Source organism: Prosthecomicrobium sp. N25 (assembly GCF_037203705.1).
In the GTDB taxonomy this organism is placed as follows: domain Bacteria; phylum Pseudomonadota; class Alphaproteobacteria; order Rhizobiales; family Ancalomicrobiaceae; genus Prosthecodimorpha.
Map to the genome: position 1 here is coordinate 2,878,138 of NZ_JBBCAT010000001.1, position 13,878 is coordinate 2,892,015.

At 71.0% G+C, this 13,878-nt stretch carries 13 protein-coding genes; 7 read left to right on the forward strand and 6 right to left on the reverse strand.

Annotated elements, in window-relative coordinates; genetic code table 11:
- Window positions 1–309 precede the first annotated feature (309 nt).
- The 4 genes from tgt to WBG79_RS13105 form a co-directional block, all read right to left on the reverse strand.
- Complete coding sequence (tgt, locus tag WBG79_RS13090; RefSeq protein WP_337357943.1) at window positions 310–1,482, reverse strand: tRNA guanosine(34) transglycosylase Tgt; 1,173 nt, start codon at window positions 1,480–1,482, stop codon at window positions 310–312.
- Window positions 1,483–1,493: 11 nt separating this feature from the next.
- Entirely contained in the window at window positions 1,494–2,579 is a 1,086-nt protein-coding gene (gene queA, locus WBG79_RS13095; RefSeq protein ID WP_337357543.1) for a tRNA preQ1(34) S-adenosylmethionine ribosyltransferase-isomerase QueA, read from the reverse strand.
- A 16-nt stretch (window positions 2,580–2,595) separates the two neighbouring features.
- Complete coding sequence (locus WBG79_RS13100; RefSeq protein ID WP_337357544.1) at window positions 2,596–3,063, reverse strand: peptidylprolyl isomerase; 468 nt, start codon at window positions 3,061–3,063, stop codon at window positions 2,596–2,598.
- A gap of 103 nt (window positions 3,064–3,166) precedes the next feature.
- On the reverse strand, window positions 3,167–3,958 hold the full coding sequence (locus WBG79_RS13105; RefSeq protein ID WP_337357545.1) for a RibD family protein: 792 nt from the start codon (window positions 3,956–3,958) through the stop codon (window positions 3,167–3,169).
- A gap of 135 nt (window positions 3,959–4,093) precedes the next feature.
- Between WBG79_RS13105 and ribA the strand changes: the two genes are divergently transcribed.
- From ribA to WBG79_RS13130, 5 genes are all read left to right on the forward strand, one after another.
- Entirely contained in the window at window positions 4,094–5,260 is a 1,167-nt protein-coding gene (ribA, locus tag WBG79_RS13110; protein ID WP_337357546.1) for a GTP cyclohydrolase II RibA, read from the forward strand.
- Window positions 5,261–5,305: 45 nt separating this feature from the next.
- On the forward strand, window positions 5,306–5,836 hold the full coding sequence (locus WBG79_RS13115; RefSeq protein WP_337357547.1) for a cytochrome b: 531 nt from the start codon (window positions 5,306–5,308) through the stop codon (window positions 5,834–5,836).
- A gap of 76 nt (window positions 5,837–5,912) precedes the next feature.
- A complete protein-coding gene (gene chlG / locus WBG79_RS13120; RefSeq protein ID WP_337357548.1) occupies window positions 5,913–6,782 on the forward strand; it encodes a chlorophyll synthase ChlG in 870 nt (289 codons plus the stop codon).
- A gap of 11 nt (window positions 6,783–6,793) precedes the next feature.
- On the forward strand, window positions 6,794–8,149 hold the full coding sequence (locus WBG79_RS13125) for a BCD family MFS transporter (RefSeq protein WP_337357549.1): 1,356 nt from the start codon (window positions 6,794–6,796) through the stop codon (window positions 8,147–8,149).
- 29 nt (window positions 8,150–8,178) lie between these two features.
- A complete protein-coding gene (locus WBG79_RS13130) occupies window positions 8,179–9,393 on the forward strand; it encodes a geranylgeranyl diphosphate reductase (protein WP_337357550.1) in 1,215 nt (404 codons plus the stop codon).
- Window positions 9,394–9,445: 52 nt separating this feature from the next.
- Here the strand turns inward: WBG79_RS13130 and ppsR are convergent, their stop codons facing one another.
- Together ppsR and WBG79_RS13140 are read right to left on the reverse strand one after the other, a co-directional pair.
- Window positions 9,446–10,885, reverse strand: coding sequence for a transcriptional regulator PpsR (gene ppsR, locus WBG79_RS13135; RefSeq protein WP_337357551.1), 1,440 nt, complete (start codon window positions 10,883–10,885; stop codon window positions 9,446–9,448).
- Between the two features lie 29 nt (window positions 10,886–10,914).
- Window positions 10,915–11,829, reverse strand: a complete 915-nt coding sequence (locus tag WBG79_RS13140) for a cobalamin B12-binding domain-containing protein (RefSeq protein ID WP_337357552.1) — start codon at window positions 11,827–11,829, stop codon at window positions 10,915–10,917.
- Between the two features lie 262 nt (window positions 11,830–12,091).
- Here WBG79_RS13140 and bchF point away from each other — a divergent pair, with 262 nt between their 5' ends.
- Window positions 12,092–12,598 (forward strand): 2-vinyl bacteriochlorophyllide hydratase, encoded by a 507-nt coding sequence (gene bchF / locus WBG79_RS13145; RefSeq protein ID WP_337357553.1) that lies wholly within the window; start codon window positions 12,092–12,094, stop codon window positions 12,596–12,598.
- Entirely contained in the window at window positions 12,595–13,878 is a 1,284-nt protein-coding gene (locus tag WBG79_RS13150) for a ferredoxin:protochlorophyllide reductase (ATP-dependent) subunit N (protein ID WP_337357554.1), read from the forward strand. Before bchF ends, WBG79_RS13150 begins: the two co-directional genes overlap by 4 nt.

The window sequence follows — 13,878 nt, forward strand, 5'->3', positions numbered from 1 at the left end:
TCCCCGGCTGGGACTGGAACCCGACATATTTCAATGCCTTCAATCCACCCCGCCGCCCGAACCCGGGGCACCACCTCTCCCCCGCATCCCCGGCCGAAGCGCCGGGGCCCAGCGCCCTCCCCCCGCCGCAGCGCTTCCGGATCCGCACCGCTTGGGCCCCGGATCTGCGGCGCTGCCGCGCCTTGTCCGGGGCTGTGCGGGAGGGGTTCGGGAAGGGCGCTCAAGGGTCGGTGCGGGCCGGCCCGGAGGAAAGGTCCGAAAGGGCAGCGCGGACGGAGGTCGCGCTCGGGCGGGGTTCGTCCACGGCCGTCACGCCGCCGGCGGGATGTCGCCGCGGGCCCAGCCTTCACGGACCGCCGCGACGTGGTCCGCCGTGCGGCCGGCCTCGATGGCATGGCGCAGGCCGGCCATCAGGTCCTGGTAGTAGGAGAGATTGACCCAGGTCAGCAGCATGGCGCCGAGCGCCTCCTCGGCCTTGACGAGGTGGTGCAGGTAGGCGCGCGAATAGTCGCGCGCGGCCGGGCAACTGCTCTCCTCGTCGAGGGGGCGCGGGTCGTCGGCGTGCCGGGCGTTGCGCAGGTTGACCTTGCCGCGCCGGGTGAAGGCCTGGCCGTGACGGCCGGCGCGGGTCGGCATGACGCAGTCGAACATGTCGATGCCGCGCAGGACCGACTGGACGATGTCGTCCGGCGTGCCGACCCCCATCAGGTAGCGCGGCTTGCGGACGGGGAGTTCGGGACAGGTCGCCTCGAGGATGCGCAGCATCACGTCCTGCGGCTCCCCGACGGCCAGCCCGCCGACCGCATAGCCGTGGAAATCCATGACGCCCAGCGCCCGGGCGGACTCGACGCGGAGCGCCTCGTCGTCGCCGCCCTGCACGATGGCGAAGATGCCGTGACCGGGCGTGCCGATGAAGGCGCGCCTCGACCGCTCCGCCCAGCGCAGGCTGAGGTTCATGGCGCGCTCGATCTCGGCGCGGTCGGCGGGCAGCGCCACGCACTCGTCGAGCTGCATCTGGATGTCGGAGCCGAGCAGGCCCTGGATCTCCAGGCTGCGCTCGGGCGACAGGACGTGGCGGCGGCCGTCGATATGGCTCTGGAAGGTGACCGCGTCCTCGGTGATCTTGCGCAGCTTGGCGAGCGACATGACCTGGAAGCCGCCGGAATCGGTCAGGATCGGGTGCGGCCAGTTCATGAAGCGGTGCAGCCCGCCCAGCCGCGCAACCCGCTCGGCGCCGGGGCGCAACATGAGGTGGTAGGTGTTGCCGAGCAGGATGTCGGCCCCGAGCGCCCTCACCTGCTCCGGGTACATGGTCTTGACGGTCGCCTGCGTGCCGACCGGCATGAAGGCCGGCGTGCGGATGGTCCCGTGGGCCGTTGTGACCACCCCGCGCCGCGCCGCGCCGTCGGTCGCCAGGAGCTGGAACCCGAAGGCGCCCGCGCCGCCGCCCGGGTCGGGCCCATTGTCGACAGGGCCGGGCATGGCGTGCTGGCTCACGATTCCTCCGCCCTGAACAGGAGCGACGCGTCGCCGTAGGAATAGAAGCGGTAGCCGTGGCTTACCGCATGCCCATATGCACGGCGCATGCAATCGATTCCGCTGAAGGCGCTGACCAGCATGAACAGGGTCGAGCGCGGCAGGTGGAAGTTGGTGACGAGCGCGTCGGCGGAGCGGACCGGCCGGCCCGGCGTGATGAAGATGGCGGTGTCGCCCTGAAAGGGGTGGATCCGCCCCGTCTCGTCGCAGGCGCTCTCCAGGAGCCGCAGGGACGTGGTCCCGACCGAGACGATCCGGCCGCCGCGGGCGCGCACGGCCTGGAGCGCGGCGGCCGTCTCCGGCGAGACGGTCCCCCATTCGGCATGCATGACGTGACGGTCGGTGTCGTCGGCCTTCACCGGCAGGAACGTGCCGGCCCCGACGTGGAGCGTCACGAAGTGCCGTTCGATCCCGGCAGCCGCGAGGCGGTCGAGGAGTTCCGGGGTGAAGTGCAGGCCGGCGGTGGGCGCCGCGACGGCCCCTTCCTGGCGCGCGTACACGGTCTGGTAGTCGGTCAGGTCCTCGGCGTCGGCGGGGCGCCGGGCCGAGATGTAGGGCGGCAGCGGCACGGTGCCGACCGCCTGGATCGCCTCGTCGAGATCCGGCCCGGAGAAATCGAAGGCGAGCAGCACCTGGCCGTCCTCGCCCTTCTCGGCCACGGTCGCCCACACCTCGCCGAGGAAGCAGACCCGCCCGCCCTCGCCGAAGCGCAGCCGGTCGCCGGGCTTCAGCCGCTTGGCCGGCCGTGCGAAGGCGCGCCAGGCGTGGCCGGCCTCGCGCTTGTGCAGCGTGAAGGCGACGGGGGTCCGGGCCTCGCCGCGGTGGCGGACGCCGTGCAGCTCGGCCGGGATCACGCGCGTATCGTTGAAGACGAGGGCATCGCCGGGCCGGAGCAGGTCCGGCAGGTCCCGTACGATCCGGTCCTCCAGGCGGCAGCCCTCGCCCGGCCGTACCACGAGCATCCGCGCCGCGTCGCGCGGATGACAGGGACGAAGCGCGATACGGTCGGCCGGCAGCTCGAAATCGAAGAGGTCGACGCGCATCGCGGGCTCGAGGTCGTCAGGCCGCGTCGGCCGCGACCTTCAGGGACAGGATCTTGTCCGGATCACGGACAGGCTCGCCGCGCTTGATCTTGTCGACGTTCTCCATGCCCTCGGTGACCTTGCCCCAGACGGTGTACTGGCGGTCGAGGAAGCGGGCGTCGTCGAAGCAGATGAAGAACTGGGAGTTGGCGGAGTTCGGGTTCTGGGCGCGCGCCATCGAGCAGACGCCGCGCACGTGCGGCTCGCTGTTGAACTCCGCGCGCAGGTTCGGAAGGTCGGAGCCGCCGGTGCCGGTGCCATGCGGGCAGCCGGTCTGGGCCATGAAGCCCTCTATCACGCGGTGGAACACGATCCCGTCATAGAAGCCGCGGCGGGCGAGCGTCTTGATCTGCTCGACATGGAGCGGCGCCAAGTCAGGGCGCATCTCGATGACGACGCGGCCCTTGGTCGTCTCCATGATGAGGGTGTTTTCGGGATCTGCCATGGGTCACCTTTCTCGGTCGGGCCCGCCGGCGGCGGCGGCCCCCTCGGGTGCCGCTTATCCAACGAAACGCCGCGCCCCGCAACCTGGACCCCGGCGGGGGTTCTCAGGCCCGCAGGTCGCAATCGAAGAGGACGTCGCCGCCGAGCGGATAGACCCGGGTCGCCGGCCGGAGGCAGTCGCCGAGGGTGCGCGCGCCGGGGAAACAGATGCCGGTCGGCCCGTCTCCGATCAGGACGGGAGCGACCATCACGTGGAGCCGATCCAGGGCGCGGGCGGTCAGGAAGCGCGAGACCGTGCCGATCCCTCCCTCGACCAGGATGCGGGGCAGCCCGGCGCCGACGAGCGCGGCGACGACCGCGCGCGGGTCGACGCCGTCCGGGCCGAGGGCGACGCGCAGCACCTCGGTGCCGGCGGGATAGGTGCGCGCGACGTCCTCTCCGACGACGACCAGGCGGCGGGCGCCGTCGTCCCGGAAGAGCGTCAGCCCGTCCGGCAGCCGCCCGCGCGGATCGAGCACCACCCGGGCCGGGTTGGGCCCGTCGACGAGGCGGACGTCGAGCCTCGGATCGTCCGCGATCGCCGTCGAGACGCCGACCAGCACGGCGTCCACCAGGGCGCGGACCCGATGCAGGTGGGCGAGCCCGCCCTCCCCGTTGATGTACTTGCTGTGGCCGGCCGCGGTCGCGACCCGGCCGTCGAGCGACTGTCCGAACTGGCCGATCACAAAGCTGTGACAGGACCGGGCGAAAGGGCCGAAAAGATCCGCCCATGGGGCGGGAACCGGCCGGCTTCCGTGGCGCGCCTCCAGGATTTCACGCCATTCCTGCGAGCCGGGCACGCCGTGCGCGAGATCGTGAACCGTTGTTCCGGCCGCCGCGGCCCCGTCCGCTGTCATCCAGTTGCGCGCCTGCTATGTATATGGGCAACGTCGGGGTCGGGCGTCCTGCCGTGCGGCAGGTCGCCGACGCACTCCGCCTGAATAGTTCGTTTCGGCCGGTCGCGAAAGATGACCACCGGGAGGAGTTTGCGAATGTCCGATATCGAGGCCCTCGTCGGAACGCCGCGCCGGCTCCAGGTGGAGCGGGCGACCGTGGAGTTCCGCTCGGGGCGGCCCTGCCTGCTCGTCGACGGCGCCAGCGTCGTTCTCGCCGCGCCCGTCGACAGTCTCGACGAGGGCCGGCTCGGCGTGGTCCGGAGCTTCGCCGAGGGCGGCGCGCCGCGGCTCCTGCTCACGGGCCGGCGGGCCCACTGGCTCGGTCTCATCGACGAGGAGCCGGCGGTCGTCGCCGTCAAGGCGGATCGCGACGCCCGCGGGCTGCTGGACCTGGTGCTCGGAGACCGGGAGCGGGTGGAGGCCGGCGTGCGACCCGCGATCGAGGCCGCGGACGCGGCTGGCCATGCGGCCGTGGAGCTCGCCCGTCTCGCACGGCTCGCCCCGAGCGCGCTGGTTCTGCCCCTCTCGCCCGCCAAGGCCGAGAGCCTCCGGCCGTTCCTGGCCTGTGTTCCCGTCGATGCGGTCATGGCCTACCGCCGCGAGGTGCCGGCGGACCTGCAGATGGTGTCCCAGGCGCGCGTGCCGCTGAAGCCCGGCATCCCCACCCGCTTCGTCGTGTTCCGCGGCGCCGGCAGCCTGCACGACCAGGTGGCGATCGTGATTGGCAGCCCGGACACGGCCGCGCCCGTGCCGGTCCGGCTCCATTCCGCCTGCATCACCGGCGACCTGTTCGGCTCGCTGAAGTGCGACTGCGGGGACCAGCTCCGCAACACCGTCGAACGCTTCCAGGCCATGGGTGGGGGCGTGCTCCTCTATCTCGACCAGGAGGGTCGCGGCATCGGCATCGCCAACAAGATGCGCGCCTACCGGCTCCAGGAGACCGGCTTCGATACGATCGACGCGGACGCGCAGCTCGGCTTCGCGGACGACGAGCGCAGCTACGAGGAGGCGGCGCGCATGCTGCAGCTCCTCGGCTACACGCGCGTGCTCCTGCATTCCAACAACCCGCGCAAGGGCGAGGCGCTGCGTCGCGCCGGTCTCGAGGTGGTCGCCCGCGAGCCGGTGCTCACGCCGGTCACCCGCGAGAACGCCCGCTACCTGAAGACCAAGGCGGAGCGCGCCGGGCACCTGATCGACTCGGCCTGGGTCGACGAGGTCGAGGCGGCGCTGACCGCAGCGGCGCGGAGCACGGCGGCCGAATAGGAGTCACGACGGAGCGGCCGCGGCCGCGGCGCGGAGGGCGATGCCATGGAAGCCGTGGAATCGGATCGATACCGACGGCCCGCCCGGGTCTTGCACTGGCTGATCGCCGTCCTGGTCATCGGCAACATCATCGGCGGGTTCGTGATCGCCAACGTCGAGGGCGTGGACACCATCTACAACCTGCACCGCTCGACCGGCTTCCTCATCATGGTGCTGGCGATCCTGCGGCTCCTCTATCGCCTGACGAACCCGCCTCCGCCGCTGCCTACCCATATGCCGGCGCTGCAGAAATTCGCGGCCGAAGTCGTGCACTGGGCGCTCTACGGCTTCATGATCGTCACGCCGATCGTCGGCTGGGCCGCCAGCAACGCCTTCGGGGCGCAGGTCTCGATCTACTGGCTGTTCGAGCTGCCGGCGATCGTTGGCAAGGACGAGGCGCTGTTCAAGTCGCTCATCGCCGCCCACCAATGGCTCGGCATCGGCTTTCTGCTGGCGATCCTGGTCCATATCGGCGGCGCGCTCTTCCACACGGTCGTGCAGAAGGACGGGATCCTGGCCCGCATGTGGCCGGTTTAAGTCCCGTTCGATACTTGACACACAATAGCGTCAATACGAGTAGACACTCGCGGAGGAGCCTCCTACACTCCTCTTCATGCGCTATCCGGCTCCTCATGCGGTCCTCGAACTCCTGAAGCCGATCACGTGGTTCGCCCCCATGTGGGCCTTCGGCTGCGGCGTGGCCGCGTCGGGGCGACCGCTCTCCGAAGGATGGGCGCAGGCCGGGCTCGGCATCCTGCTCGCCGGTCCCCTCGTCTGCGCCACCAGCCAGGCCGTCAACGACTGGTACGACCGGCACGTCGACGCCATCAACGAACCCGGCCGGCCGATTCCCTCAGGGCGCATCCCCGGCCGATGGGGCTTCGTGATCGCCTGCCTGTGGACGCTCCTGTCGCTCGCGGTGGCCTGGACGCTCGGTCCGATCGTGGTGGGGGCGACGGCCTTCGGGCTCGCGCTCGCGTGGGCCTACAGCGCGCCGCCGCTGCGGCTGAAGCAGAACGGCTGGTGGGGCAACGCGGCGGTGGCGCTCTGCTACGAGGGGCTGCCCTGGATCACCGGCGTGGTGGTCATGTCCGCCGTCCTGCCCGACTGGCGCGTGATCGCGACGGCGGCGCTCTACAGCCTCGGCGCCCACGGCATCATGACGCTGAACGACTTCAAGTCGGTCGAGGGGGACACGCGGATGGGCATCCGCTCGCTCCCCGTCCAGCTCGGCGTCGACGGGGCCGCGCGCCTGGCATCCTGGGTGATGGGCCTGCCGCAGGTCGCCGTCATCCTCATCCTCGCCGGCGCCGGCCGTCCCTGGCACGCCGTCGCCATCCTGGGGCTCCTCGCGGTCCAGGTCCGCCTCATGCAGGTCATGATGCGCGATCCGAAGGGCAAGGCGGCCTGGTACAACGCGACCGGAACGACCCTCTACGTGCTCGGCATGCTGGTCGCCGCCTTCGCGCTCCGTCCCGTCTGAAGGAGGCCTCCATGCAGCCCGCTTTCGGCTGGATCGCGATCGTCCGCCTCGGCCTCGTGCAGACGGCGCTCGGGGCGATCGTCGTGCTGACCACCTCGACGCTCAATCGTGTGATGGTGGTCGAGCTCGCACTGCCGGCCCTGGTGCCGGGCCTGCTGGTGACCTTGCATCACGGCCTGCAGATGCTGCGCCCCCGCTGGGGATACGGCTCCGACCGGGGCGGGGGCCGCACACCCTGGATTCTGGGCGGCATGGCGGTGCTCGGGGCCGGCGGAGTCCTCGCCGCGGCGGCCGTCGCGCTGATGAGCCTGTCGACCGGCGCGGGCATCGCCCTCGGCGTCGCGGCCTTCGGCCTCGTCGGGATCGGCGTCGGGGCGGCCGGCACCTCGCTGCTCGTGCTGCTCTCCGAGCGGGTCGCGCCGGAGCGCAAGGCGCAGGCCGCCACGATCGTCTGGATCATGATGATCGCCGGATTCGTGGTCACCGCGGCGACGGCGGGCCGCCTGCTCGAGCCCTTCTCGATGACCCGGCTGGTGCAGGTCGCCGCGGGCGTCTCGGTCGCGGCCGTGCTGCTCTCGGTCGCCGCCCTGTGGCGCCTGGAGCCGCGCACGGTCGTCCCGTCCGGCGCCCGCACGGCGGACCCGGAGCGCCGCGCCGCCTTCCGCCAGACGCTCGCGGCGGTCTGGGCCGAGCCCGAGGCCCGGCGCTTCACGGCTTTCATCTTCGTCTCGATGCTCGCCTACAGCATGCAGGACCTTATCCTCGAGCCCTTCGCGGGCACCGTCTTCGGCATGTCGCCGGGCGAGACCACGCGGCTCGGGGGGATCCAGAACGGCGGCGTCCTGGTCGGCATGATCCTCGTCGCGGTGCTCGGCCACCGGACCGAGCGGACGCCCGACGGGGTGCTGCGCCGCTGGATGGTCGGCGGATGCCTCGCCTCGGCGGTGTCGCTCGCCCTCATCGCGGCGGCGGGGGCCGCTGGACCGCCCTTCCCGCTGAAAGCGGCGGTCGCCGCGCTCGGGCTCTCGAACGGCGCCTTCGCGATCGCGGCCATCGGTTCGATGATGGCGCTCGCCGCGGGCGGGCGCTCGGCGACGGGGGATCGCGACCGGAACGGAACGCGCATGGGCGTATGGGGTGCCGCGCAGGCGATCGCCTTCGGGCTCGGCGGTCTCGTCGGCACGGCGGCGGCCGATGCCGCACGGCTCCTGGTCGGCTCGCCCGCCCTCGCCTATGCGGCCGTCTTCGCGGTGGAGGCCGGCGTCTTCGTGGTGGCGGCAGGCATCGCCGCGCGCATCCGCGCGGAGGGCGCCGGCACGGCGACCCGCCAGAGCTATCTCGGCGCCGGCGGCCCGCAGGCGGCATGACGATCACGACGGACAGGGAGGGGAAAGGCATGGCGATCGTGGAGGAAACCTACGACATCGTGGTGGTCGGCGGCGGACCGGCGGGGGCCACAGCGGCGGCCGACCTCGCAAGGGCGGGCCGCCGGGTCGTCCTGCTCGACCGGGCGGGGCGCATCAAGCCCTGCGGGGGCGCCATCCCACCCCGACTGGTGCGCGACTTCGCGATCCCCGACTCGCTGATCGTCGCCCGCGTCAAGGGCGCACGCGTGATCGCGCCCTCGGAGCGGTCTGTCGACATGGCCATCGACGGCGGCTACGTCGGGATGGTCGACCGCGAGCATTTCGACGAATGGCTGCGCGTCCGGGCTGCCGAGGCCGGCGCCGAACGGCGGACGGGAACTTTCGAGAGCCTGGTGCGCGATCCGGACGGGACGGCGGTCGTCGTCTACCGGACCAAGCCGCTGGCGCCCGAGATCCGACTCAGGGCACGCGCCGTGATCGGTGCCGACGGGGCGAATTCCGGTGTCGCGCGCGCGGCGCTCGGGCCGAAGGCGAAGGTGCCTTTCGTGTTCGCCTACCACGAGGTTGTGCGCGCGCCGGCGCCCGGGCCGGCCTATGACGGCCGGCGCTGCGACATCTATTACCAGAAGCCCTATTCGCCGGATTTCTACGCCTGGGTCTTCCCCCATGGCGAGACCGCTTCGATCGGCACCGGCAGCATGGAGAAGGGGTTCCCGCTTCGGGATGCCGTACGGCGGCTGCGGGCCGACAAGGGGCTCGAGGGGGCCGAGACCTTGCGCCGCGAGGGTGCCCCCCTGCCCCTCAAGCCGCTCAAGCGCTGGGACAACGGGCGTGACGTGGTCGTCGCCGGCGACGCGGCGGGCGTCGTCGCCCCGGCGTCGGGCGAAGGCATCTACTACGCGATGGCGAGCGGCCGGATGGCGGCGGAGGCCGTGGAGGGCTTCCTCGAGACCGGGGACGCGGCGCAGCTCGCCGGCGCGCGGCGGCGCTTCATGAAGGCGCACGGGCGCGTGTTCCTGATTCTCGGGATCATGCAGCGCTTCTGGTACACGAGCGAAGGCCGGCGCGAGCGCTTCGTCGCCATGTGCGGCGACAAGGACGTGCAGCGGCTGACCTGGGACGCCTACATGAACAAGGAACTGGTCCGGGCGGACCCGATGGCCCACCTGCGCATCTTCTGGAAGGACGTGATGCAGCTGGTCGGCGTGGTGTCGGCCTGGGGCAAGCGGTCCATCGACACTTGAGGCCAGACGTCGGCGGGCCCGTGCCGGGGAGCGCCCGGCCGGGCCGGCTCGTTCAGTCGGCCGCGCCGTCGTCGGCGCCCAGATCGCCGATGCCGTACCGGCGCAGCTTGGCATAAAGCCCCTGACGGGACAGGCCGAGGATCTGGGCGGCGGAGGCGCGGTTGTCGCCGGTCAGGTTCAGCGCCGCCTGGATGCACATCTGCTCGACGAGATCGGTCGTCTCGCGGACGAGTTCCTTCAGGGACACCCGGCCGACGAGCTCGGTGAGCTGCCCGACCGACCGCGTCAGGTCGGATTCGCGCGGCGTGGAGATGGGCCGGTGCTCGGGGAGCGACCGGATCAGCAGGCTGTAGCAGGGCACGGGACCGGTCGGGGCGGCCACCGCTGTGATCTCGACTTCCTCCTGGGCCCCGTATTCGCCCCGAAGGATGGTGGAGAAGTCGCGGATCGCTCCGTGCTCCTTGAGATTCGACACCACGAGGTCGACGTCGACGCCGGGCCGGCCGAGCCAGCGGTCCAGGCGCTGGCCGCGGGCCTGGTCGAGACTCGCCACTTCGGCGAGCGCGAGGAAGCTCTCATTCGCCTCGACGATCCGGCGGTCGAGGTCGATCATCACGAAGGCTTCGGGGAAGCCGCGCAGGATCTCCAGCGCCTGGCCGGGAACCATGCGGTTGACGCCGTCCGGGGCGACGGATCCGTCCGGCGGCGACAGTCGCGCCAGCAGGTAGGTGCCGCCGTCCTGGCGAAAGGCCGAAAAGGACGCGACGACCTCAGGCTGGTCGGAGGCCGGCCTCAGTCGGGCGGGGTCCGCGCGGCCGACCGCGCGCGCAGAGGCCACAGCCTCCTCAAGAAGGGTCGCCGAGGCGGCGCTGAAGAGGTCCTCGAGCGACTTGCCGACCATGCGGTTCGACGGCACGCCGAGCAGGATCGCGGCCGCGCCGTTCGCCTCGGCGATGCGCCGGGACCCGGCGTCGACGATCAGGACGGCCTCTGAGGACATCTGGAAGAGCAGGCGATAGCGCGTCTCGGCGCCGCGCAGGCGCTGGTACTGGCGGTCCACGGACCGCTGCAGGTCGACCATCTTCTGCTGGAGACGGCCGAGGCCCCGGAGGTCGCGGCCGAGCGCGATCGCGCCCGACCCCTCGATGCCCATGGCGATGAAGCGGATGGGGACGTCGCCGCCCTCCTGGGCGAGGTTCACCTCGCGCCAGCGGGCCACGCGCCCGCCGCGCGATTCATCCAGGAGACGCGTCACCTTGTCACGGCTGTCCTCGGCCACGATATCGACCCAAGGGCGACCCATCACGTCTTCGATGGCCAGGTCCTCGGAGCCGATGGCGACGTCGCGGATGACGCCGCTCGAATCCAGGAAGAAGGCGAGGTCGGCCGACGCGGCGATCAGATCCGCGGCGGCCGTGGGCGCAAGCTGAGCGAGCCAGGCATCCGGAGACGCAAACCGGCCCGTTCTGCTTTTCGAGACCGCTGCCTCCATGATGGCGCCCTTCGCGTGGTGCCCAATGACTATGTGGCTAGTCGCCTCCTCGCGTCAGCGGGACGCAACATGCTACGTATCTGAACGATCGCTTGTCGCCCGTCAACAGCCGAGATGTCGGCTCCTACATCGGCGACCCGGCCGATGTCGGCGTTGAACCACTGCCCGCCAACCATGACGACCAGATCCGGGTTCCGCGACGCCGCCTTCACCTCTGCGATCAGATCGGCGAGCTGCGCCCGATACCGTTCCGAACTCATGGAGAAGCCCGCGATCGCGAACCAATCTTCTCGCGCGGCACGGACAATCCGCGAGGGGTCGCCGTCCTCGACCAGGAAGGGATCCCACCCTCCCCGGCGGAAGTGCTCCTCGACCATGAGGAGGCCGAAGGTGTGCTGCTCTCCCGGTGCCGGCGCCAGCAGGGCTCTGGGCGAGGGATCGGCGGAGGGCAGGCCCTCCACGTGATCTCGACCGAAGTCCCGCAGGATCTGGTGCAGACGGCAGAGCCCCATCGTCACGTCGAAGAAGCTGCAGTCGTCCTCGAGCCAGTACTCACCCAGCCGCCGGGCCGTAGGCCCGAGCAAATCCGCCAGCAGAGACTCCGAGGACATCCCGGAGTTCATGAGATTTTCGAGATAAGCTTCGGCCGTCTCCACCTCATCGGTGATGACGATCCGGGCAAACTCCTCGACTCTTGCGTTGTCGAGTCGCAGCACCGATGATTCCGGCGATCGCAACCGGCGAGCGTCAGCCTTGTGAGACAGCAGCAAACGAGGGATTACTTCCCCTTCTACCATCCGAGCGAGCTTGATGTACTCCTCGAAATCGCCGCCGCTTCCGTTGCGGCCGGGTCGGTCCGCACCTTCATGCGGTCCGAAGCAGTCGCAGGCATTACCCCTCCCGGAGGTACCCGTCACATCGGTGGCCTGTTCAAGGCCATCCATGGGGTCCCCTTCCCTTCGCCACGGCGTCACCCGTCGCGTGCTTCTAGCGTCAGCCTCGATTGACAATGCGTCAACGTGGCCTTGGGCACGAATTGCGAAAGAATGGACCGGATCGTTTCCGGGCTGGAAATGATTGATCCGCAATTCCCCTTACCTGACCATAAGGTAACTTGAAAAGCCTGAGTGTCTCACCGGATTTACGTCAAGCTAGATTGACAACTCGTTTCGCTCAGGTAGCCTCCGATCAGGGAGGTAGAGCGTCATGCGCAGTCAGCACGCCGGGTCCGGTCAGACGTCGGGCCTCTACACGGCAGAGGAAAGACGGCGCCGCGACGCCTCGCCCTGGACGCTGGTGCAGGGGATCCTGGCACCGCTCCAGTTCGCGGTCTTCGCGGTCAGCCTGGCACTGGTGCTCCGCACGCTGCTGACCGGAGAGGGCGCCGCCGCCGCGACCGCTTCCGTCGTCCTCAAGACGCTCGTCCTCTACGCCATCATGGTCACGGGCTCGATCTGGGAGCGCGACGTGTTCGGGCGCTGGCTGTTCGCCCCGGCCTTCTTCTGGGAGGACGTGGTCAGCATGCTGGTGCTCGCGCTGCATACCGGCTACCTGGCAGCCCTGCTGACCGGCGCGCTGTCGCTCACCGACCAGCTGCTGCTCGCGCTCGCCGCCTACGCCAGCTACGTCGTCAACGCCGCCCAGTTCCTCTGGAAGCTCCGCCGTGCGCGGCTCGAGGCGCCCGGCACCCTCGTGACGGAGGGTGCGCGATGAGCGACGCGGCTTTCCTCGATCACGGGACGGGCCCCGGCTGCCGCGACGTGCGGCAGGAGCGCGGGCAGCGCGAGGTCTTCTGCGGGCTGACCTCGATCGTGTGGATGCACCGCAAGATCCAGGACGCGTTCTTCCTGGTCGTCGGCTCCCGCACCTGCGCCCACCTCGTCCAGTCGGCCGCCGGCGTCATGATCTTCGCCGAGCCGCGCTTCGCGACCGCCATCATCGACGAGCGCGATCTCGCCGGCCTCGCCGACCTCGACGACGAGCTCGACCGCGTGGTCGGCCGCCTGGTCGAGCGCCGGCCCGACATCCGCCTGCTGTTCCTGGTCGGGTCCTGCCCGTCGGAGGTCATCAAGCTCGACCTGTCGCGGGCCGCCGCCCGGCTCTCGACCCGGTTCATGCCGGAGTGCCGCGTCCTCTCCTATTCGGGCAGCGGCATCGAGACGACCTTCACGCAGGGCGAGGACAACTGCCTCGCCGGCCTCGTCCACGAGATGCCCCGGGAGGCGGCAGGCGCCGCGCCGTCGCTGCTCGTGGTCGGCGCCCTGGCGGATGTGGTCGAGGACCAGTTCCGGACCCTGTTCGCCGGCCTCGGCATCGCCGACGTCCGCTTCCTGCCGCCCCGCCAGGGGCGCAGCCTGCCGGCCGTCGGGGCCGGGACCCGCATGCTGCTCGCCCAGCCCTATCTCGCCGAGACCGCCCGCCTCCTCGAGGGGCGCGGCGCGCGGCTCCTGCCCGCCCCCTTCCCGTTCGGCGCCGAAGGCACGACCGCCTGGCTGCGCGCCGCCGCCCAGGCCTTCGGGGTCGACCGGGGTCGGTTCGACGCGGTAACCGGGCCCGGACGGGCCAGGGCGCAGGCCGCGGTGGCACGCCGGGGCGCGGACCTCGCCGGCAAGCGGGTGTTCTTCTTCCCCGACAGCCAGCTCGAGGTGCCGCTCGCCCGCTTCCTCGCGCGGGAATGCGGCATGGAGCCGGTCGAGGTCGGGACGCCCTACCTCCACCGCCAGCACCTCGCCGCCGAGCTCGACATGCTGCCGGCCGCCGCCCGGATCGTCGAGGGCCAGGACGTCGACCTACAGCTCGACCGCTGCCGCGCGGCCCGTCCCGACCTGACCGTCTGCGGCCTCGGCCTCGCCAACCCGCTGGAGGCCGAGGGCTTCGCAACCAAGTGGTCGATCGAGCTCCTGTTTTCGCCGACCCAGGGCTACGAGCAGGCCGGCGACCTCGCCGACCTCTTCGCCCGGCCGCTGCGCCGCCGCGCGCTCCTGGAGGTGTGA

Coding starts and splice junctions, on each gene's coding strand:
- tgt (WP_337357943.1), bottom strand. CDS start 1,482: ATGCCCGGCCCTGTCGACAATGGGCCCGACCCGGGCGGCGGCGCGGGC.
- queA (WP_337357543.1), bottom strand. CDS start 2,579: ATGCGCGTCGACCTCTTCGATTTCGAGCTGCCGGCCGACCGTATCGCG.
- WBG79_RS13100 (WP_337357544.1), bottom strand. CDS start 3,063: ATGGCAGATCCCGAAAACACCCTCATCATGGAGACGACCAAGGGCCGC.
- WBG79_RS13105 (WP_337357545.1), bottom strand. CDS start 3,958: ATGACAGCGGACGGGGCCGCGGCGGCCGGAACAACGGTTCACGATCTC.
- ribA (WP_337357546.1), top strand. CDS start 4,094: ATGTCCGATATCGAGGCCCTCGTCGGAACGCCGCGCCGGCTCCAGGTG.
- WBG79_RS13115 (WP_337357547.1), top strand. CDS start 5,306: ATGGAAGCCGTGGAATCGGATCGATACCGACGGCCCGCCCGGGTCTTG.
- chlG (WP_337357548.1), top strand. CDS start 5,913: ATGCGCTATCCGGCTCCTCATGCGGTCCTCGAACTCCTGAAGCCGATC.
- WBG79_RS13125 (WP_337357549.1), top strand. CDS start 6,794: ATGCAGCCCGCTTTCGGCTGGATCGCGATCGTCCGCCTCGGCCTCGTG.
- WBG79_RS13130 (WP_337357550.1), top strand. CDS start 8,179: ATGGCGATCGTGGAGGAAACCTACGACATCGTGGTGGTCGGCGGCGGA.
- ppsR (WP_337357551.1), bottom strand. CDS start 10,885: ATGGAGGCAGCGGTCTCGAAAAGCAGAACGGGCCGGTTTGCGTCTCCG.
- WBG79_RS13140 (WP_337357552.1), bottom strand. CDS start 11,829: ATGGATGGCCTTGAACAGGCCACCGATGTGACGGGTACCTCCGGGAGG.
- bchF (WP_337357553.1), top strand. CDS start 12,092: ATGCGCAGTCAGCACGCCGGGTCCGGTCAGACGTCGGGCCTCTACACG.
- WBG79_RS13150 (WP_337357554.1), top strand. CDS start 12,595: ATGAGCGACGCGGCTTTCCTCGATCACGGGACGGGCCCCGGCTGCCGC.